At 66.0% G+C, this 20,552-nt stretch carries 19 protein-coding genes, 1 tRNA gene and 1 riboswitch; of the genes, 17 read left to right on the plus strand and 3 right to left on the minus strand.

The window, feature by feature from the left end; all coding sequences use genetic code 11:
* The first annotated feature begins 14 nt into the window (after positions 1–14).
* A riboswitch (cobalamin riboswitch) is annotated at positions 15–217 on the plus strand.
* Positions 218–255: 38 nt separating this feature from the next.
* The 7 genes from CIT31_RS10650 to CIT31_RS10680 are packed head-to-tail and all read left to right on the plus strand — an operon-like array spanning position 256 to position 8,782.
* The gene (locus CIT31_RS10650; RefSeq protein ID WP_095518582.1) at positions 256–687 is read left to right on the plus strand and encodes a DUF1636 family protein; all 432 of its coding nucleotides are present in this window, start codon (positions 256–258) and stop codon (positions 685–687) included.
* A complete protein-coding gene (cobW, locus tag CIT31_RS10655) occupies positions 684–1,721 on the plus strand; it encodes a cobalamin biosynthesis protein CobW (protein ID WP_095518583.1) in 1,038 nt (345 codons plus the stop codon). The genes CIT31_RS10650 and cobW overlap by 4 nt, the downstream gene beginning before the upstream one ends.
* Before the next feature lie 18 nt (positions 1,722–1,739).
* A complete protein-coding gene (gene cobN, locus CIT31_RS10660) occupies positions 1,740–5,291 on the plus strand; it encodes a cobaltochelatase subunit CobN (protein WP_095518584.1) in 3,552 nt (1,183 codons plus the stop codon).
* Entirely contained in the window at positions 5,288–6,631 is a 1,344-nt protein-coding gene (gene cobG, locus CIT31_RS10665; protein ID WP_095518585.1) for a precorrin-3B synthase, read from the plus strand. Before cobN ends, cobG begins: the two co-directional genes overlap by 4 nt.
* A 2-nt stretch (positions 6,632–6,633) precedes the next feature.
* The gene (locus CIT31_RS10670) at positions 6,634–7,266 is read left to right on the plus strand and encodes a precorrin-8X methylmutase (protein ID WP_029352070.1); all 633 of its coding nucleotides are present in this window, start codon (positions 6,634–6,636) and stop codon (positions 7,264–7,266) included.
* Positions 7,263–8,021: a precorrin-2 C(20)-methyltransferase gene (locus CIT31_RS10675; RefSeq protein ID WP_095518586.1), complete on the plus strand. Its 759-nt coding sequence runs from the start codon at positions 7,263–7,265 to the stop codon at positions 8,019–8,021. The genes CIT31_RS10670 and CIT31_RS10675 overlap by 4 nt, the downstream gene beginning before the upstream one ends.
* Positions 8,018–8,782, plus strand: a complete 765-nt coding sequence (locus tag CIT31_RS10680) for a precorrin-3B C(17)-methyltransferase (protein ID WP_095518587.1) — start codon at positions 8,018–8,020, stop codon at positions 8,780–8,782. The genes CIT31_RS10675 and CIT31_RS10680 overlap by 4 nt, the downstream gene beginning before the upstream one ends.
* Here the strand turns inward: CIT31_RS10680 and CIT31_RS10685 are convergent.
* Entirely contained in the window at positions 8,746–9,528 is a 783-nt protein-coding gene (locus CIT31_RS10685; protein WP_095519312.1) for a cobalt-precorrin-6A reductase, read from the minus strand. The genes CIT31_RS10680 and CIT31_RS10685 overlap by 37 nt on opposite strands.
* Before the next feature lies 1 nt (position 9,529).
* Here CIT31_RS10685 and cbiE point away from each other — a divergent pair, with 1 nt between their 5' ends.
* From cbiE to cobT, 7 genes are read left to right on the plus strand one after another with little or no spacing between them, the layout of a single operon-like run.
* On the plus strand, positions 9,530–10,771 hold the full coding sequence (gene cbiE / locus CIT31_RS10690) for a precorrin-6y C5,15-methyltransferase (decarboxylating) subunit CbiE (RefSeq protein WP_095518588.1): 1,242 nt from the start codon (positions 9,530–9,532) through the stop codon (positions 10,769–10,771).
* Positions 10,768–11,154, plus strand: coding sequence for a cobalamin biosynthesis protein (locus CIT31_RS10695; RefSeq protein WP_095518589.1), 387 nt, complete (start codon positions 10,768–10,770; stop codon positions 11,152–11,154). Before cbiE ends, CIT31_RS10695 begins: the two co-directional genes overlap by 4 nt.
* On the plus strand, positions 11,151–11,915 hold the full coding sequence (cobM, locus tag CIT31_RS10700; protein WP_095518590.1) for a precorrin-4 C(11)-methyltransferase: 765 nt from the start codon (positions 11,151–11,153) through the stop codon (positions 11,913–11,915). Before CIT31_RS10695 ends, cobM begins: the two co-directional genes overlap by 4 nt.
* Entirely contained in the window at positions 11,912–12,730 is an 819-nt protein-coding gene (gene cobA, locus CIT31_RS10705) for a uroporphyrinogen-III C-methyltransferase (protein WP_065012318.1), read from the plus strand. The genes cobM and cobA overlap by 4 nt, the downstream gene beginning before the upstream one ends.
* Positions 12,727–14,097, plus strand: coding sequence for a cobyrinic acid a,c-diamide synthase CobB (locus CIT31_RS10710; RefSeq protein WP_095518591.1), 1,371 nt, complete (start codon positions 12,727–12,729; stop codon positions 14,095–14,097). The genes cobA and CIT31_RS10710 overlap by 4 nt, the downstream gene beginning before the upstream one ends.
* Positions 14,098–14,100: 3 nt before the next feature.
* On the plus strand, positions 14,101–14,880 hold the full coding sequence (locus tag CIT31_RS10715) for an adenosylcobinamide-GDP ribazoletransferase (RefSeq protein ID WP_095518592.1): 780 nt from the start codon (positions 14,101–14,103) through the stop codon (positions 14,878–14,880).
* 24 nt (positions 14,881–14,904) lie between these two features.
* The gene (gene cobT, locus CIT31_RS10720) at positions 14,905–15,915 is read left to right on the plus strand and encodes a nicotinate-nucleotide--dimethylbenzimidazole phosphoribosyltransferase (RefSeq protein ID WP_095518593.1); all 1,011 of its coding nucleotides are present in this window, start codon (positions 14,905–14,907) and stop codon (positions 15,913–15,915) included.
* A 117-nt stretch (positions 15,916–16,032) separates the two neighbouring features.
* Here the strand turns inward: cobT and CIT31_RS10725 are convergent.
* Positions 16,033–16,108 (minus strand) — tRNA-Lys (locus CIT31_RS10725).
* Positions 16,109–16,212: 104 nt separating this feature from the next.
* Entirely contained in the window at positions 16,213–17,124 is a 912-nt protein-coding gene (locus CIT31_RS10730; protein WP_095518594.1) for a PhzF family phenazine biosynthesis protein, read from the minus strand.
* A gap of 112 nt (positions 17,125–17,236) precedes the next feature.
* Between CIT31_RS10730 and CIT31_RS10735 the strand changes: the two genes are divergently transcribed.
* The 3 genes from CIT31_RS10735 to CIT31_RS10745 are packed head-to-tail and all read left to right on the plus strand — an operon-like array spanning position 17,237 to position 20,458.
* On the plus strand, positions 17,237–18,529 hold the full coding sequence (locus CIT31_RS10735) for an efflux RND transporter periplasmic adaptor subunit (protein ID WP_095518595.1): 1,293 nt from the start codon (positions 17,237–17,239) through the stop codon (positions 18,527–18,529).
* Between the two features lie 4 nt (positions 18,530–18,533).
* Entirely contained in the window at positions 18,534–19,238 is a 705-nt protein-coding gene (locus tag CIT31_RS10740) for an ABC transporter ATP-binding protein (protein ID WP_425350591.1), read from the plus strand.
* Positions 19,239–19,240: 2 nt separating this feature from the next.
* On the plus strand, positions 19,241–20,458 hold the full coding sequence (locus CIT31_RS10745) for an ABC transporter permease (protein ID WP_095518597.1): 1,218 nt from the start codon (positions 19,241–19,243) through the stop codon (positions 20,456–20,458).
* Positions 20,459–20,552: the final 94 nt, after the last annotated feature.

Here is a 20,552-nt window from a genome sequence, read left to right on the forward strand (position 1 = left end):
CTGCCTGCACAAGCCTAAATCCAGTCCAGACGGTCTCCTCTCGGCAAAGGGAGGAGCCAAGAGGGAATGCGGTGCGAAATTCCGATTTCAAATCCGCGGCTGTCCCCGCAACTGTAAGCGACGAGCCAAGGCCGAAAACCACTGGGACGGTCCCGGGAAGGCGGCACCAAGGCGATGACCCGCGAGCCAGGAGACCTGCCGTCTAGGACAAAAGAATCCGATCGCCTGGCGGGTTTTCCGGGCAAGGAGCCTGATTTGGAACGCGACAGCAGTTTTTCGGCTGAGACAGCGGACGTATTGCCCGATAGTGATCCCCTGGCCGGCATCACGGTGATTGTCTGCGCCTCCTGCCGTGACGAGACCGGCTCCGACGCCCATCCCCGCGCCGGCGAATTGTTGGTCGAAGACACGCGCCGCGCCGCTTCCGGCGAAAATATCCGTATCCGCAGCGTCGAATGCCTCGGCAACTGCAAGCGCCGGCTGAGCGCCGCGATCCTGCGCGACGGCTGCTGGAGCTATGTCTTCGGCGACCTGACCGCGACCAGCGGCGCCGATCTCGTCACTGGCGCAAAGCTCTTCGCCACCTCGACGGACGGTCTCATTCCATGGCGCGGCCGCCCCGATAGTCTGAAGCGCGGCCTCGTCGCCCGCATCCCTCCCCTCGACCTTTTGAAGGACCCGACATGACCGCTTCCGTCTCCCGCGTGCCCTGCACCGTCGTCACCGGCTTCCTCGGCGCCGGCAAGACGACGCTGATCCGCCATCTGCTCGAAAACGCCGGGGGCAAGCGGCTGGCCATCATCGTCAACGAGTTCGGCGACATCGGCATCGACGGCGAGATCCTCAAAGGATGCGGCATCGACACCTGCCCCGAGGAGAATATCGTCGAGCTGGCCAATGGCTGCATCTGCTGCACCGTCGCCGACGACTTTGTCCCGGCGCTCGACCAGATCCTGTCGCTGACGCCGAAGGTCGACCATATCCTGATCGAAACCTCTGGGCTGGCTCTGCCCAAGCCGCTGGTCCAGGCGTTCCAGTGGCCGTCGGTGAAGAGCCGGGTGACCGTGGACGGCGTCGTCGCCGTGGTCGACGGACCGGCGCTGGCCGAAGGCCGCGTCGCCAACGACATGGACGCCCTGCAGGCGCAGCGCGCGCAGGACGAGACGCTCGACCACGACGACCCGGTCGAGGAGGTGTTCGAGGACCAACTCGCTTGCGCCGACCTGATCATATTGTCGAAGAGCGACTTGATGGACGCCGCCGGTTCGGCCCGCGCCAATGCCATCATCGGCGAGCACACCGCGCGCGCCGTCAAGATCGTGCCGACCTCGCAAGGAAAGGTCGATCCGTCTGTGCTGCTCGGCCTCGGCCTTGCCGTCGAGGACGACATCGAGAACCGCAAGACCCACCACGACGACGAACTCGACCACGAGCATGACGACTTCGATTCCTTCGTCATCGACATTCCGTCGATCGCCAATCCCGATGAGCTGGCTTTGCGTGTCGCCACGGCGGCGGAGGAAGAGAACGTGCTGCGCGTCAAGGGTTTCGTCGACGTCGGCGGCAAGCCGATGCGGCTGTTGCTGCAGGCTGTGGGTCCGCGCGTCAATCACTATTACGACCGCGCCTGGACCGCTGAGGACGACCGCCGTTCGCGTCTCGTCGTCATCGGTCTGAAAGGGCTGAACCGCCCGGCCATCGAGCGTATCCTAGCCGGCTGACCCCAGGCACGAGCCGCGATGCACATCCTCACCACAACATCCGCCTCGCTCGACGATCTCGCCGAGCCCGTTGATCTCAGGCAGACGCCTGCGGATGTCGTGGCGCTGTCCTTCACCGACAGCGATCTGGCCGGGCTGGCGGCGGCGTGGAAAGCAGGTGCGGATCGCCTGCCGTCGATGCGGCTGGCGGCTTTGCGTGATCTGCGCCATCCCATGTCCGTCGACCTCTGGATCGACAGCGTCGCCCGCCACGCCAGGGTTATTTTGGTTCGCATTCTCGGCGGCTATGACTGGTGGCGCTATGGCTGCGACCAGCTTGCCTCGACCGCCCGCGCACGCGGCATAAAACTGGCGCTGCTGCCCGGCGAGAGCCACGACGAGGATTTGCGGCTGATCGAATGCTCGACGCTGCCCCGCGAAGAGCTCGACGGTCTGCTCAATTATTTTCGCGAGGGCGGCCCGGCCAACATGACAGCGCTGGTGCATCGGCTGGCCCGGCTGGCGGGATCGGACATGGCGGTCGCGGAGCCGGTCAGCGTGCCGAAGGCGGGCTATTATGAGCCGGGACGCGGTGTCGTCCCCCTCCCCCTCGAGGGGAGGGTCCGGCCGCAGGCCGGGGGTGGGGTCCTCTCTGAAGTGCGCCGACACCCTGAAGCGCTTCGACAGAAAGAAACGTCGCGCACTGCCGCAACGACCCCACCCGGCCCTGCGGGCCACCCTCCCCTCGAGGGGGAGGGATACGCCGCGCCTGTCATTCCCATCCTGTTCTATCGCTCGATGCTGCTCGCCGCCGATGTCGCGCCCATCGACGCTCTTTTTGAGGCGCTGAGCGCGCGCGGAATGGCCCCCGTCCCCATCTTCGTCTCCAGCCTCAAGGACCCAGCATCGCTCGCCTTCGTCGAAACCGCGCTCGCAGCGCTGAACCCTGCCGCGATCATCACCGCGACGGCTTTCGCCTCCGGCGCCGAGCCCGGCGTCGAAACCCTGTTCGACCGCGCCGGCGTGCCGGTCTTCCAGGTCATCGTCGCGACGACTCGTCGTGACATCTGGCAAAACAATCAGCGAGGGCTGGCACCCGCCGACCTCGCCATGCATGTCGTATTGCCGGAGCTCGACGGCCGCATTCTGGCCGGCGCCATTTCCTTCAAAGGCGAGAGCGAAACCGACCCGGCACTGGCCTTCCGCGCCTTCGCCAACCGGCCGGAGCCGGACCGCGTCGCGCAGGTGGCGAACCGTGTCCAAGCCTTCATCCGCCTGCAGCGCACGCCGCGCGCGGAACGCAAGCTCGCCATCCTGATCCCCGACTATCCGAGCGCACCCGGCCGCACCGGCTACGCCGTCGGCCTCGATGTGCCGTCCAGCGTGCTGGCAATGCTGCACGACCTGAGCGAACAGGGCTACGCCGTTGAAGGGATTCCGCAAACGCCGCGTGAGTTGCTGGATGAACTGGAGCGCAGCGAAGGTGGATTGGGACTAGGGGACTATCTCGACCTTTCGGCGGAATTGCCGGCTGAGGCAATAGCTGCCGTGACGGCCGCGTGGGGGAATGCGGCAGATGAGACAGGTTTGTGCGACGCACCCTCTGTCCTGTCGGACATGTCCGGCAGGACAGAGGGGGGTGTTCAAGCGCCCACCACCGCAAATTTCCCCTTCCGCGCCGCGACTTTCGGCAACATCACCGTGGCGCTCGCCCCCGATCGCGGGCGATCGGCCGACCGACGCGCCGACTATCACGACCCGACATTGCCGCCGCGGCATGCGCTGATCGCCTTTGGTCTGTGGCTGCGCAAATCGGTCGGCGTCCATGCTCTCGTCCATGTCGGCGCCCACGGCACGCTGGAATGGCTGCCCGGCAAGACCGTTGCGCTTAGCGAAAACTGTTTTCCTGAGATCGTCACTGGCCCCCTGCCCGTCATCTATCCGTTCATCGTCTCCAACCCGGGAGAGGCAGCACAGGCCAAGCGGCGCATTGCCGCCGTCACCCTCGGCCATTTGCCGCCGCCGCTGACCGGCGCCGGGCTCGATGAGAACCAGCACCAGCTTGAACGGCTGGTCGACGAATATGCCCAGGCCGACGGGCTCGACCGCCGCCGCCGCGATCGTCTGGCGAAGCTGATCGTCGAAACCGCGCAAAAGACCGGCCTGGCCTCGGAAGCCGGCGTCGCCGGAACCGACGCGCCCGACGAGGCGCTGCGCCGCATCGACGCCTGGCTCTGCGACCTCAAGGATTTTGCCATCAAGGACGGCCTTCACATCTTTGGCCGCTCAGCCGAGGGTGAGACCGATCCGCTGCGCGAGCAAAGTGCGGCGGCCGAGAAGGCGGCACTCATCGCAGTGCTCGACGGCCGCCATGTCGCTGCCGGTCCGGCCGGGGCACCGGTGCGTGGCCGGCGCGATGTGCTGCCGACCGGCCGCAATCTGTTCACATCAGATCCACGCAACATGCCGACGCCGACATCCTTCGATCTCGGCAGAGTGGCGTCCGACGAGGTCTTGCGCAGCTACATGCAATCCCATGGCGACTGGCCGCGCTCGCTGGTCATCGATCTCTGGGGCTCGGCCTCGCTGCGCACTGGCGGCGAGGAGATCGCGCAAGGCCTGGCCCTGATGGGCTGCCGGGCGCAATGGGATTCCGCGACCGGTCGCGTCACCGGCATCGAGGTGCTGCCGCCGGCAACGCTTGGCCGCCCGCGCGTCGATGTCACCTGGCGCATATCAGGCCTGTTTCGTGATATGTTCCCGACACAGATCGTGCTGATCGATGCTGCCGCCAGCGCCGTCGCCGCCCGCGACGAGGACGCTTCGGAAAACCCGCTCGCGGCCAAGACCCGCGCCGAGGGGAAGATCAGCCCGCGCATTTTCGGCACCTCGCCCGGCACCTACGGCGCCGGCGGCGAGGATTTGCTGTCGAGCGGCGACTGGGCCGCGCGCGAAGAGATCGGTCGCGCCTATCTCGACGCCACCTCGCATGCCTATGGCGGCGCCGACGGCGAAGGTGTCTCGGCGCCCGGCGCGTTCGAGGATCGTGTCGCCGAGGCCGACCTTCTCGTCCATACGGGAGATGATCCCGGCCGCGATATTTTGGAAGGCTCGGCCGACGTCGCCTTCATCGGCGGTTTTTCGGCGGCGCTTGCGGCACTCGGCAAGAATGCCGACGTGATCGTCCTCGACACCACGGATCCGCAAAAGCCGAAGCCGCGTTCGGTTGGAGAAGCCGTATCTCGGGTAGTTCGCGCCCGCGCGGTCAACCCGCGCTTCATATCAGGCCAGATGCGGCACGGGCCGCGTGGTGCTTCGGAATTCGCCGAGACGGTCGACCGGCTGGTCGGCTTCGCTGAGACCACCCATGCCATATCGGGCACGCTGATCGAGGTCGTGCACGACGCCTATCTCGGCGATCCCGTGGTTCGCGCCTTCATCTTGCGCGAGAACCCTTCCGCCGCGAAGGTGATCGCCGAGCGGTTTCTGTCGGCGCGGCGGCGCGGTCTCTGGCATCCGCTGCGCAATTCCATCGATGACGGTCTCGCCGCACTGATCGCCGAGGCCCAGGCGCTGGGGGCGGCCGCATGAACGCCTTCTCACGTCGCGGTGCCTGCCCCGCTTTGTCCGCGCCGATGCAGACCGGCGACGGGCGTCTGGTGCGGCTCAATCCGGTCGCCGGAGGAGTCTCGCCGAAGTCCTTGCTAGGACTCGGTGAATCCGCCTTGCGGCATGGCAACGGCATCATGGAAGTGACCGCACGTGGTAGCCTGCAGATACGCGGCCTGACGCCGGCAAGCGCCCGGCTGCTGGCGGTGGAGGTCGATGCAATGGGTATCGCCGCAAGCACCGGCGTGCCGGTCGAGACCGGGCCGCTTGCGGGGCTCGATCCCGAGGAGATCGCCGATCCGCGCCCGCTGGCGGAGCGGATTCGGGCGGCAATCGAGGACGCCGGGCTGGCACAGCGCCTCGGGCCGAAGGTTTCGGTCATTGTCGATGGCGGCGGGCGGCTGACCATGGATGCGGTTTCGGCCGATGTCAGGCTGGCTGCGATGCGGATTGATGCGGGTGTCCAGTGGCTGGTAGCCGTTGCCGGCGACAGGCAGAATGCGACGCCGCTCGTCATGGTCGAGGAAGATGCGGCGCGTGATATCGCCGTCGCGATTCTGAGAATGGTTGCCGAAAAAGGCCGCGAAGCCCATGCAAGGGATTTGTCGGAGAGGCAGCTAACATCTCCCGCCAGTTGGCATTCCTTCGCGCCCGCGAAGGATCGCCTTCCTCTCACGGCCGCGCCAGCTCCTTCGCCAATCGGCCTATTCCCTCTCGGCGGTGATGCAACCGCCCTCGGCATCGGCCTGCCCTTCGGCAGCATGCCGGCGCAAAAACTCATCGAGCTCACGCAACGGGCCTTCACCCTCGGCGCAACCGAAATCCGCCTGGCGCCGGGCCGCGCGCTGGTTTTTATCGGCCTTTCGCCGACCGCCTGCCGCTCGCTCCAGCAAACCGCCGCCACCCTCGGCTTCCTCACCGACGCTGCTGATCCGCGCACCAGGATCGCCGCTTGCCCCGGTGCGCCGGCCTGCGCCTCCGGCCGGATCGCGACGCGCGACATCGCCGAGACCATCGCTGCGGAAAACCGCGACATCCTCGATTCCTCGCTCACGCTTCATATTTCCGGCTGCGCCAAGGGCTGCGCGCATCCCGGCCCGGCGGCGCTGACGCTGGTCGGCGGCGAAAACGGAGCCGGTCTTGTCGTGGACGGGACGGCAAAGGCTCTTCCTGCCGGATACAGGCCAGGCTATGACGCCGCGCGCGGCATTGGCCGCATTGCGGCAGCGATCCGCGAAGCACGACTTCGAGGCGATACCACCGCCGCCTGCCTGACAAGGCTTGGCGCGGCCGGTGTCGCCGAACTCTATCGACAGGAATAAACATGGCCGCCTACGACTATATCCATGACGGCACGGCCATCTATGAGCGCTCCTTCGCCATCATTCGCGCCGAGGCCGACCTGTCGCGCTTTTCCGATGCCGAGGCCGATGTTGCCATCCGCATGATCCATGCCTGCGGCCAGGTCGAGGCCAGCAGGCACTTTGTTTTTTCCAGCGATTTCGTCGCCGCCGCACGCACGGCTTTGGCGGGTGGCGCGCCGATCTTCTGCGACGCGGAGATGGTCTCGCACGGTGTCACCCGCGCCCGGTTGCCGGCCGGTAACGAGGTGATCTGCACGCTGCGCGACCCGCAAACGTCTGACGTCGCGAAAAAGATCGGCAACACCCGCTCCGCTGCAGCCATAGACCTGTGGGGCGAACGCATGGCCGGTTCGGTCGTCGCCATCGGCAATGCGCCGACAGCACTTTTCTACCTGCTGGAAAGATTGCGCGACGGCGCGCCGAAACCGGCTGTTATCATCGGCATGCCGGTCGGTTTCGTCGGTGCTGCCGAATCAAAGGATGCGCTGGCCGAGAATTCCTATGGCGTGCCCTACGCCATCGTGCGCGGCAGGCTTGGCGGCAGCGCCATGACGGCCGCCGCACTCAACGCACTGGCGAGGCCGGGTCTGTGAACGCGATTGCAAAAGGCAGGCTTATTGGCGTCGGCACCGGTCCCGGCGACCCCGAGCTGCTGACGCTCAAGGCCGTGCGCGCGCTGACCGAGGCCGACGTGGTCGCGCATTTCGCCAAGCGCGGCAACAACAGCAATGCGCGTGCCATCGTCGGCGCGCATTTTCGTCCTGATTTGATAGAGTTGCCTCTGCTATATCCCGTGACCACCGAGATCGACAAGGATCACAGCGATTACCGGTCGCAGATAACGGATTTCTACGAAGAGTCCGCCGAAAAAATCGCCGAGCACCTCAGCGCCGGCAGGACGGTCGCGGTGCTTTCGGAAGGCGACCCGCTGTTCTACGGCTCCTACATGCACCTGCATGTCAGGCTGGCGCACCGCTTCCCGACCGAGGTCATTCCCGGCGTCACCGCCATGTCCGGCTGCTGGTCGGCGACCGGCCTGCCGATCGTGCAGGGCGACGACGTGCTGACCGTGTTGCCGGGCACAATGAGCGAATTCGAATTGACGCGCCGCCTCGCCGACACCGATGCCGCAGTCATCATGAAGGTCGGCCGCAACCTGTCCAAGATCAGGCGTGCACTGGAAGCGACCGACAAGCTGACGCGTGCCGTCTATGTCGAGCGCGGCACCATGCCGGGCGGCGTTTCGATGCGGCTGGCCGACAAGCAGGACGACAAGGCGCCCTACTTCGCCATCGTGCTGGTGGCCGGCTGGTCAGGCCGGCCCGCCGCATTGGGAGCCGAAACATGAGCGGCCGCCTGACCGTCATCGGCCTCGGACCAGGCAATGCCGACCAGGTGACGCCGGAGGCAAGCCGCGCCGTCGCCGAGGCAAAATTCTTCTACGGCTACAAGCCCTATCTCGACCGGCTCGATCTGCGCCCCGACCAGACCCGCGTCGCCTCGGACAATCGCGAGGAGCTGTCCCGCGCCAGGGACGCGCTGGTAAAGGCTGCGCAGGGCCACGCTGTCGCCGTCGTCTCGGGCGGCGACCCCGGCGTCTTTGCCATGGCAGCGGCCGTCTGCGAGGCGATCGAGGCCGGCCCGGCCGAATGGCGTGCCGTTGACGTCGCGATGCTGCCGGGCATCACCGCAATGCTCGCGGTCGCTGCCCGCATCGGTGCACCGCTCGGCCATGATTTCTGCGCCATCTCGTTGTCCGACAATCTAAAACCCTGGGACCTGATCGAGCTGCGGCTGCTGGCGGCGGCGGGCGCTGGCTTCGTCATCGCGCTCTACAATCCAATCAGCAAGGCGCGCCCCTGGCAGCTTGGCCGCGCCTTCGAATGCCTCACGGCGATCTTGCCCGGCACCACGCCGGTCGTCTTCGGCCGCGCCGCAGGCCGTCCCGACGAGCGCATCGAGGTGGTTTTGCTGGCGGAAGCCGATGCGGAAAAGGCCGACATGGCGACCTGCATCATCATCGGCTCGCCGGAAACCAGGATCATCAAGCGCGGCGAAAAACCGGCACTGGTCTACACGCCGCGTTCGGCGGCGGGCCCAAGAAAATGACTGACCAGAAAATGATCGACCATCGCGGCAAGCGCTTCGACGGTTTCCGCCGACGGGACATCCGGCAGCGTCGACCTACGGATCATGACCACCTCGATGCCGAGCGCCCGCGCTGCGGCGATCTTGCCGTAGGTCGCCTCACCGCCGCTGTTCTTGGAAACGACGACGTCGATGCGGCGTTCCAGAAGCAGTGCACGTTCGTCGGCTTCCCGGAACGGCCCGCGCGCCAAGAGATAGGTCGCATCGGGCACAGCGAGCCTTGGCTCGACCGGATCAACGCTGCGGATAAGATAGTGATGTTGGGGTGCGGCCTCAAAAGCGGCGACCTCCTGCCGCCCGAGCGCCAGGAAAACGTGGCGTGGAGCCGACCCCAGCGCCGTCACCGCGCTGGCAACACTGTCGACCAGCGTCCATCGGTCGCCTTCGGCAGGCTCCCAGCCCGGGCGCCTGAGCGCAATGATCGGCACGCCGGCCTCATGCGCCGCTTCCGTGGCATTGGCGGAGATTTGCGCCGCATAGGGATGCGTGGCGTCGATCAGCAGGTCAATGTGGGTCTCGTGCAGATATGCCGCCAGCCCGGCGGCACCACCGAAACCACCCGTACGGGTGGGCACGTCTTGCGCGACAGAATTTTCGGTGCGGCCGGCCAGCGACAGCGTGAGCGACACATCGGTGCGCGCGACCAGCTTTCCCGCCAGTTGCCGGGCTTCGGTGGTTCCGCCGAGGATCAGAATACGGTGGGTCATCATGCCTGCTGACGGTCCGCGCGGCGCCAAGCTCAACTCAAGATGGCTAACAATCGTCGGCATCGGCGAGGACGGTGTAGCGGGTCTCGGCGAAGAGGCCAAGCGGTTGATCGCCGAGGCCGAATTCGTCTTCGGCGGCACACGCCACCTTGCCCTTGTCGCATCGCTCACCAAAGGCGAAGCACGCGCCTGGCCGACCCCTTTCGATGCAGAAATGCGCGACGTGCTGGCACTTGCGGGTAAAAAGGTCTGTGTGCTGGCCTCCGGCGATCCGTTCTTCCATGGTGTCGGCGTCACCCTTGCTCGCAAGGTTCCTTTCCAGGAGACGCAGGTGATCCCCGCCCCTTCTGCCTTCTCACTGGCCGCCGCCCGCCTCAGCTGGGCGCTTCAGGATATTGAGACCATTTCGCTGCACGGCCGCTCGCTCGACCTGATCCGGCCGCTGCTGCATCCGGGCACCCGCATCCTTGCGCTGACTTCGGACGGCGATGCACCAGCCGCGATTGCGCGCCTGCTGACCGAACTCGACTTCGGCTCGTCGCGTCTAACGATTCTGGAGGCACTGGGCGGCCCGAACGAAAGGCTGCGTTCGACGCGCGCGGACGCCTTCGACCTCGAAAAGATCAACCCGCTCAACGTGCTGGCAATCGAAGTTGGATCGACTTCAGAAGGACGCATCCTGCCGCTGACGTCAGGCCTTGGCGATCATTTGTTCGAGCATGACGGCCAGATCACCAAGCGCGAGGTGCGCGCCATCACCCTGTCCGCCCTCGCCCCCAGGCGCGGCGAATTGCTGTGGGACATCGGCGCCGGCTCGGGTTCGATCGGCATCGAATGGATGCTCGCCCATCCCTCCATGCGCGCCATTGCCATCGAGGCCGACCCAACCCGCGCCGCCCGCATCCACCGCAACGCTTCACACTGTGGCGTGCCTGGCCTTGTCGTGGTCGAAGGCTCGGCACCGAAGGCGCTTGCCAGGCTAGGCACGCCCGACGCGATCTTCATCGGCGGCGGCGGCAGCGATACCGGCGTGCTGGGCGCGGCGATCAAGGCCCTGCGTGTTGGCGGCCGGCTGGTCGCCAACGCGGTGACGCTGGAGATGGAGGCGCTGCTTCTCGCCCGTCACGCCGCGGTCGGCGGCGATCTCACCCACATCTCTATCTCCCGTGCTTCACCGGTTGGTTCGATGCAGGCATGGCGGCCGGCTATGCCGGTCACCCAATGGAGCTGGGTCAAGCCATGATGATCGCGGGCATCGGCAGCCGCAAAGGCGTGAATGTGCAAGACGTTCTTGCGGCCATAGAAACCGCGCTGGAAGCGCATGGGCTGGCGATGACGGCGATTTCGGCGCTCGCCACCGCTTCTCTGAAGCAGGACGAGCAGGCAATCTTCTCGGCGGGGCGCGAGCTCGCCCTGCCAGTGATCGTTGTCGAGGACGATGCGCTCAGGGCCGCGTCTTCGCGCGCAATCAGCCGCTCGAGCCTGTCGCAGGAACATGCCGGCACGCCGTCGGTTTCCGAAGCCTCCGCGCTTGCCGCCGCCGGGAAAGGCGCAAAACTGCTTGGGTCCCGCATCGTGCTCGGCCCGGTCACCTGTGCCATCGCCATCAGCGGAGACGCGGTATGACCGTCCACTTCATCGGCGCCGGACCGGGCGCGGCCGACCTCATTACGTTGCGCGGCAGCCGGCTGCTGGCAAGCTGCCCGGTCTGCCTCTATGCCGGCTCGATCGTCGCCCCGGAACTGTTGCAGCACTGCGCGCCTGGCACGAAATTGATCGACACCGCGCCGATGTCGCTCGACGAGATCGAAGCGGAATATGTGGCGGCCAACCAGGCCGGCCACGATGTCTCCCGCCTGCATTCCGGCGACTTGTCAGTGTGGAGCGCCGTTGCCGAGCAGATCCGCCGGCTGGAGAAGCACGGCATCGCCTATACGCTGACGCCGGGCGTGCCGTCATTCGCGGCCGCTGCGGCAGCGCTGCGCCGCGAACTGACCATTCCCGAAATCGCACAAAGCCTGGTGCTGACCCGCATCTCCGGTCGTGCCTCGAAAATGCCGCCCGGCGAAACCCTGGCCGGCTTCGGCCGCACCGGCGCGACGCTGGCCATTCACCTTGCCATCCACTCCATCGACCGTGTCGTCGCCGAGCTGACGCCATTCTATGGCGCCGATTGCCCGGTGGCGGTTGTCTTCCGCGCCTCCTGGCCGGACGAGCGACTGCTGACCGGCACGCTGGCGACGATCGCGGCGCTATTGGCCGCCGATCCGATGGAGCGCACGGCGATCATCTTCGTCGGCCGCTCACTGGCAGCGGAAGACTTTGGCGAGAGTTCACTTTACGACGCCCACTACCAGCGGCGCTTTCGCGGACGGGACGGATCGTGAACGACAGCACCGGAAACAGACATCGAAACGCCTCAGTCGAACAGGCTTTGGCCCGGCTGAACTTCAAACCGCGCCAGCTGGAGCCGGGCCATGTCTGGCTGGCCGGCGCCGGCCCCGGCGATCCCGGCTGCCTGACGCTGGAAGCGCTGGCCGCGCTTGGGCAGTGCGACGCCCTCGTCTACGACGCGCTGGTATCTCCCGATGTCGTGGCAGTGGCGGCGAGTGCCGAGCTGTTCTATGCCGGCAAGCGCGGCCGCCAACCGTCGATGAAGCAGGAAGACATCACCGCCTTGCTTGTGCGGCTGGCGCGAGAAGGCCGCCGCGTCGTCAGGCTGAAAGGCGGCGACCCCTATGTTTTTGGCCGCGGCGGCGAAGAGGCGCTGGCGCTGGCGCGCGAAAACATCCCGTTCCGCATCCTGTCCGGCCTGACTTCAGGTCTCAGCGCGCTGGCTGGAGCCGGCATCCCGGCCACCATGCGCGGCATCAACAAGGCGGTGATCCTGGCCACCGGCCACGCTGCCGGCACCGACGATGATCTCGACTGGGCGGCAATCGCCCGGACCGGCCAGCCGGTGGTGGTCTATATGGGAATGGCCAATCTGCCGCTGATATCAGCCTCGCTGCTCGAGGGCGGCCTGCCGCCTTCCACGCCTGCTGCAGTGATCGTCGCCGCGACGACGCCGCAGGAGCGCATCGTCGTCGCCACGCTCGCCACCATCGCCGAGGAGGCGGCCGCCGCCGGGTTGACCTCGCCGGCGCTGATCGTCGTCGGCGGCATCGTCGCGATGCGTGCGGCATTGGCGGGCGAGCCATGACCCGCGCGATCATCATCGGCGCGCCGCGCTCGGGCTCGGGCAAGACCAGCGTCACCATCGGCATCTTGCGCGCGCTGGCCCGGCGCGGTGTGAAAGTGCGTGGCGCCAAATCCGGGCCGGACTATATCGACCCCGGCTTCCACACCGCCGCGACAGGCCTTTCCGGCGTCAATCTCGACAGTTGGGCAATGCCGCCCGCCTTGCTCAACGCGCTAGCCGGTGACGCAACTGAAGATGCCGATTTCATCTTCCTCGAAAGCGCGATGGGCTTGTTCGACGGGATCCCTGCTGCTCCAGGCCGCACCGGCTCGGCCGCAGATCTTGCCCGGCTTTACGGCCTGCCGGTGCTGCTGGTGCTCGACGTTTCCGGGCAGTCGGCCACGGCGGCGGCCGTCGCCAAGGGTTTTGCTACATATGATCCCGATGTGCGTATGGCCGGCGTCGTGCTCAACCGGTTGGGCAGCGAGCGTCACTGCCGGCTTTGCAGCGACGCGATCGAGGCGATCGGCCTGCCTGTTGTCGGCGCGATCCTGCGAGATCCATCGCTTAACCTGCCGGAGCGCCATCTCGGCCTCGTCCAGGCCGGCGAATATGAGGATTTGATGGCCCATCTCGACCGGCTGGCCGACATGGTCGAAAGATCGCTCGACCTCGAGGCCATCATGGCGTTGGCGGCGCCAATTGCGCCCGCACCGGGCAGCTTCAGCGGCGCGCTGCCGCCACCCGGCCAGCGCATCGCACTGGCTGAGGACGCCGCCTTCACCTTCCTCTATCCGCATGTCGCGACGCATTGGCGCAAGGCCGGGGCGGAAATCGTCCCCTTCTCGCCGCTCGCCGACGAAGCGCCCAGCGTCAATTGCGATGTCTGCTGGCTGCCCGGCGGCTATCCCGAGCTTCATGCCGGCCGCCTTGCGGCGGCTGTGAATTTCAGGGCCGGCATTGAGGCGTTTTCGGCAACATGGCCGGTGCATGGCGAGTGCGGCGGCTTCATGGTGCTCGGCGAAGCGCTGGAGGACGCATCGGGAGAGACGCACGGGATGCTCGGCCTGCTCGGCCACTCGACCAGCTTTGCCAAGCGAAAGATGAATCTCGGCTACCGCGAGGCGCGGCTGCGCGCCGATTGTCCACTGGGGCCCCAGGGCACGCTGATCCGCGGTCACGAATTCCACTATGCGCAGATGAGCGCGACCGGCAATGACGAGCCATTGGCCGACCTCGCTGACGGCCAGGGCAATCCGCTCGGCGCCTCCGGTTACCGCCGCGGCCATGTCAGCGGCACGTTCTTCCATGCCATTGCGAGAGGCGAGAGCATGATCCCGAACCGGAGGTCCGCGTCAGCGAAAAGTGGGAACCGGTTTTCGGAATAGATCATGCTCAAACTCAAGGACATGCCCCCTTCGCCCCGCCAAGCGCTCGATGACATCGCGCTCTGCTTCGTCTTCTTCACCCGGCTGCCGCTGCCGGTCGTCGATTTCCGGGACCGCAGCCTTGCTGCCGCGATCTGGGCAGCGCCGGTCGCCGGCCTCGCCGTCGCTCTGATTGGCGCCTTGGTTTACGCGATCGGGACCTGGCTCGGGCTTGCCGACGGTCCGGCAGCAGCACTGACCCTGGCCGCAACCTTGCTCGCCACCGGCTGCATGCATGAAGACGGGCTTTCGGATGTCGCCGACGGTTTTGGCGGCGGCAAGACACGCGAGAAAAAACTGGAGATCATGCGCGACAGCCGCATCGGCGCCTATGGCGCTTGTGCGCTCGGCCTCTCGCTGCTGATCCGCTGGAGCGTGCTTTCGGAATTCGGCAGCCCGGTGCAAGTTCTCGTCGCTCTCATCGCTGCGCATGCCGCTTCGCGCGGCCTGCTCGGCGCTTTCATGCGTCTGTTGCCGCCGGCTCGCAGCGACGGTCTCTCGGCCGATGCAGGCACCGTGTCGGCCGAAACTGCCATTGCCGGCGCCGTGCTCGGCGCTGTGGCGGGGCTGACGCTAGGGTTCGGTGGCGCGGTCGCCGCGCTCATCCTGCTCGGCCTGTTGTTTGCCGCCTTCCGTATGCTGTGCCTCAACCAGATCGGCGGCCAGACCGGCGATACGGTCGGCGCGCTGCAGCAGTTTGGCGAGATCGCAATACTGCTCGTCGCTTCCGTTTGTCTTTCCTGACTCTGTTTCGGAGACTTTGCCCCCATGCTTTTCAAATCGCTTGATGAATTACGCGCGGCCTGCCTCGACCTGCCTGCCGGCAGCGACGCCGCGGCAAATGCTGTCGCCCGCCGCCAGGACACGTTGACCAAGCCGCAAGGCAGTCTCGGCCGGCTGGAAACCATAGCGGCCTGGCTTGCGCGCTGGCAGGGCCGCGACATGCCGAAGCTCGGCCGCGTCAAAGTCTTCGTCTTTGCCGGCAATCACGGCGTCACCGCACAGGGCGTGTCCGCCTTCCCGTCGGAGGTCACCGTGCAGATGGTGGCGAATTTCGCCGGCGGCGGTGCCGCCATCAACCAGATCGCCCGCATCGCCGGTGCCGAACTCGACGTCATTCCGCTCGATCTCGATCATCCGACCGGCGATTTCACGCAAGTGCCGGCAATGGACGACGAAGCCTTCCTCGCCGCAGTTTCGGCCGGGTACGGCGCGGTGACGAAAGACCTCGACCTGGTCTGTTTCGGCGAAATGGGCATCGGCAACACCACGCCGGCGGCAGCCATTTCGGCCGCGCTGCTCGGCGGCGGCGCGGAAAAATGGACCGGGCGCGGCACCGGCGTCGACGATGCCGGCCTGGTGCGCAAGATCACCGCCATCGAGGCCGGCCTCAAGCGCCACGCCGAGGCGCTTGCCGACCCGCTGAAGATCGCAGCAGCCCTTGGCGGACGCGAACTCGCCGCCATCTTTGGCTCTACGCTGGCCGCACGCCATCTAGGCGTACCTGTGCTGCTCGACGGCTTCGTCTGCACCGCCGCCGCCGCACCGCTGGCAAAATTGCACCCCACCGGCCTCGCCCACACCCTTGCCGCCCATGTCTCTGCCGAATCCGGCCATCGCCGGCTGCTCGAGGGGCTCGGCCTGCCGCCGCTGCTCGATCTCGGCATGCGGCTCGGCGAAGGCTCCGGCGCCTGCATCGCCGTCAACATTGTCCGTTCGGCGCTCGAATGTCATGCCCGCATGGCAAGCTTCGCCGAGGCCGGGGTGTCGGAGAAGTAAATGCTCGCAAACTCATGAGAGGCGACACGGCTCGATACAGGGGCGTGAGATTGAGATTTTCAGTCTCACATTCTCGCCCCGTTCTCAGGGTCTTGCCACCTAAGTCTTTGAAATCTTTGGTGGGTGCGACAGGGATCGAACCTGTGACCCGCTGATTAAGAGTCAGCTGCTCTACCAACTGAGCTACGCACCCACTCGCCGGTAAAACCAGCGTCGGCGGGCATATAGCCGCCGCCATCCGCCATGTCCAGCCCTGCCGGATTCATTTCCCGACAAATCGCCTCGAGCCAATCGCGATCAGACGAACAGCTTGCCTTCCGCCACTTTTACCGCATGGCCGCCGATGCGGGCGGCTGCCAGCCTGCCGCCTTCAACATTAAGTTCGAGGCGAATGCGCGAAGGCCGGCCCATCTCAAGCCCTTGCTCGATCCACAGTCGCGAGACCCCGTCTCGCGGGTCGTCGAAATGCATGATCGCGCCGGCGAAGGCCGCCGCCGCCGAACCGGTCGCCGGGTCTTCATAGGAAGGATTGCCCGGCACGATCATGCGGGCATGGAAGGCGCTTTCGTAGTTCACCGTCTCGCGGCAGTAGACATACGGGCTGGCGAAGGCCCATTCGCTCTTGCGGGGTGCTAATTCCGACCACGCCTGGTTATCCAGCCTTATACGGGCGGCGGCCTCCAGATCGGCGACCGGAACGGTCACATAGGGCACGCCGGCCGACCAGAACGAGACGCGGTGATTCTCGAAGCCGATTTCGTGCGGACCCAACCCAAGTGCGGCGCCGATCGCCACCGGGTCGGCGGACAATTCCAGTTGTTCCGGCAGTTTGGCCAGGTCGAACTCGGCAAAGATGGTGCCATCATGCTTGCTGACGGCGCAGCGCACCGGGCCGATATTCTCCTCCAGGACGAAGATGCCGGCGGTGTCGCCATCGCCAGCTATTTCGGCAAGCGCGATCGCGGAACCGACAGTCGGATGGCCAGCGAACGGCATCTCATAATCGGGCGTGAAGATGCGGATGCGGGCGCGGTGCTTGGGATTGTCAGGCGGCAGCACGAAAACGGTTTCCGACAGGTTGAACTCGCGTGCGATGGCCTGCATCGCGGTCGTGTCCAGCCCCTTGCTGTCAAGCACGACGGCCAGCGGATTGCCGGCCAGCCGCTCGGTCGTGAACACGTCGTACAATAAGTAGTTCCGGGTCAGCATTGTAGAAAGCCTTCTGCCTCAATCCCAACATGGGCGAAATTTAATTTGATATTTGAACCATTCGGCCTGATCTGTGCACTGATGGGATTACCACTGTTCATAGGGGTCCGGCGTGGACCAGATTGTCAATCGGCCAAAGACGGAATCCACTTCCGACATAGAGACGGCACTCGGGCTTGACCACCTGGGTCTGAAGAAGAAACGCCATCGCGCCTGGCTTTATGGCCTGCTTGTGCTGGTCGTCATCGCCGCAAGCCTCGCCGGCTATCAATGGTACGCCGCGTCTCCCGCCAGGATCGACTATACCACGGCGCCGGCCGCTGTCGCCGATCTCACGGTCGAGGTATCGGCGACCGGCACGCTGCAGCCCCTCACCCAGGTCGACATTTCGAGCGAACTGTCCGGGGTCGTCCGCTCGGTCGCGGTCAACGAGAACCAGCAGGTGAAGAAGGGCGATGTGCTGGCTGCGCTGGATACGGCCAAGCTGGAGGTGCAGATCGAGCGCGCCGAGGCTTCCGCCAAGGCGGCGGCCGCCAATGTCGAGACCGCCACCGTAACCCTCACCGAAAACGAAAGGGCGCTTGTGCGCGCGGCGGCACTCACCAAGCGCGGCATGGCGACGGACCAGTCGCTTGAAGCGGCGACCGCGACGCGCGACCGCTCCAAGGCAGCGCTCGACAGCGCCAAAGCCAGTCTTGCCATCGCCAATGCCGATCTCAAGGCGCAGCAGACGGACTTCGCCAAGAGCACCATCTATGCGCCCATCGACGGCATCGTTCTGACGCGCTCGGTCGATCCCGGCCAGACGGTTGCCTCCTCGCTGCAGGCGCCGGTGTTGTTCGTCATCGCCGCCGATCTCAGAAATATGGAATTGAAGGCAGCGGTCGACGAGGCCGACATCGGCGCGGTCAAGCCCGGCCAGCATGCGCGCTTCACCGTCGACGCCTTTCCGGAACGGCGGTTCGATGCCGAGATCCGCGACATTTCGTACGCTTCGGTCACCACCGACGGCGTCGTCACCTACGATGCACGGTTCGAGGTCGACAACAACGAGCTTCTGTTGCGGCCTGGGATGACTGCCACCGTTTCGGTCGTCACCAAGCAGGCCAAGGGCGTGCTCACAGTGCCGGCGATCGCCTTTCGCTATCGGCCGGCGCAAACAGCCGCCCGCGCGTGGAGCCTGAGCGACCTGTTCACGGGCCGCATGGGCCGTCCAGGCGGCAACCGCCAGCGCCTGGCGACGTCGCAGCCTACCGACGGCTCGCGCACGCTCTACGTGCTGGAGAACGGCCGGCCTCGGCCGGTCAGCGTCAAGGTCGGCTCCACCGATGGCGAACTGACCGAGATCACCTCCGGCCTCGAAGAAGGCGCGCACGTCATCACCGCGGCGCAGCAGCGGAGCTGAAATCATGTCAGGCTCGCTGCTCATCACCTTCGACGAGGTCTGGAAAAGCTATGGCCAGGGCGAGGCCACGGTCCATGCTCTGGCTGGTGTGGACCTTGCTATCCGCAGCAGCGAATTCGTCGCCATCATGGGACCGTCCGGCTCCGGCAAGTCGACGGCGATGAACATTATCGGCTGCCTCGACACGCCGACGGCCGGAACCTACAGCTTCATGGGCATCGATGCTGGCCGTCTCGACCGCAACCGCCGCGCCATGCTGCGCAACCTCTATGTCGGCTTCGTCTTCCAGGGCTACAATCTCCTGCCGCGCACCACGGCGGTGGAGAATGTCGAATTGCCGCTGATCTATCGCGGCGTTGCCGCCCGCGAGCGTCATGACCTCGCAATGAAAGCGCTGACCGAGGTCGGCCTTATCGGCCGCGAGCACCACACGCCGGCCGAGCTTTCCGGCGGCCAGCAGCAGCGCGTGGCGATCGCGCGCGCCATTGTCACCAGGCCGACCCTGCTCGTGGCCGACGAGCCGACCGGCAATCTCGACACCGCCCGCACCCACGAGATCATGGAACTCTTGACCAGGCTGAACACCGAGCTTGGCCTCACCATCGCCATGGTCACGCACGAGGCCGATGTCGCCGGTTATGCCGAGCGCACAATCCGCTTCCTCGACGGACATGTCGCATCCGACACCATGAACCTTGAGGTGGTGTAACCGTGATCTGGGAAACTGTCCGCCTCTCGCTGCTGTCGGTCCGCCGCAACGTGCTGCGCTCGTTCCTGACGCTGCTCGGCATCGTCATCGGCGTCGCCGCCGTCATCGCTATGCTCACCATCGGCTCGGGCACCACCGAAAAGGTAAAGGCCGATATCTCCAAGCTCGGCAGCAATCTGCTTGTCGTCCGTTCCGGCCGCCCCGCCGGACCCGGCGGACCGGGAGGGCTCGACCAGGTGGTCCGTCCGCTTGCCCAAAAGGACCTTGCCGCGCTCGTCACCCATCTGAGCGGCGCCCGCGCCATTTCACCTGCCTCGCAAAAGCAGGTCCGCGTCATCTTCGGCACCGAGAGCCTGACATCGGGTGTAACGGGCACCGATAGCGCCTATCTCGATGCGCGCGACTGGAAGCTGGTTTCAGGCCGCCCGTTCAGCGATTCGGAGGCCCGCTCGGGTACCGGCGTTTGCCTGATCGGCGAAACGGTGCGCCAGCAGTTTTTCGGCGCAGGCGACCCCGAAGGCGAGATCATTCGCGTCAATCGCACATCCTGCAAGATCATCGGCCTGCTCGAGCCGAAGGGCTATACCGGCTTCGGCCAGGACCAGGACAATGTCGTATTGATGCCGCTCGCCGCCTATCAGCGCCGCATCGCCGGCAACCGCGACATCGACTCGATTTACGTCGCCGCCGATGACAGGACGCCGACGACCGAGCTGCTGCCGCGCGTCGAGGACATCTTGCGCGACACACGCCGCATCACGCCCGACCGCGAAGACGATTTCTCGATACGCGACATGACCCAGATCGCCGACGCCATGGCGAGCGCCACCACGACGATGACTGGCATGCTGGGTGCGGTCGCCGGCGTCAGCCTGTTGGTCGGCGGCATCGGCATCATGAACATCATGCTGGTGTCGGTCACCGAGCGCACCCGCGAGATCGGCATCCGGCTGGCCATCGGCGCGCATGAAAAGCACATCCTCATCCAGTTCCTGGTCGAGGCGACCGTGCTATCGCTGCTCGGTGGCATCATCGGCATCCTGATCGGCCTGGCGCTGGCCGGCCTCGCCTCGCTGACGCTGACCATCCCCTTCGCGCCAAGCCCGGCGGTAATCCTGCTCGCCGTCGGTTTCTCGGCGCTGATCGGCATGGTGTTCGGTTTCTTCCCGGCGCTACGTGGCGCGCGGCTCGATCCGATCGACGCGCTGAGGCATGAATAGCGCGGCGGAGCGCGCGCCGCCTTCAGATGTCCCCCAAAATTTTGACGCTGCCATCGCCCTCCCCCTGTCGCGAAACAATCCGCGGTGATAGCAA

Origin of the sequence: Mesorhizobium wenxiniae, from assembly GCF_002284535.1 — a bacterium.
GTDB lineage: Bacteria > Pseudomonadota > Alphaproteobacteria > Rhizobiales > Rhizobiaceae > Mesorhizobium > Mesorhizobium wenxiniae.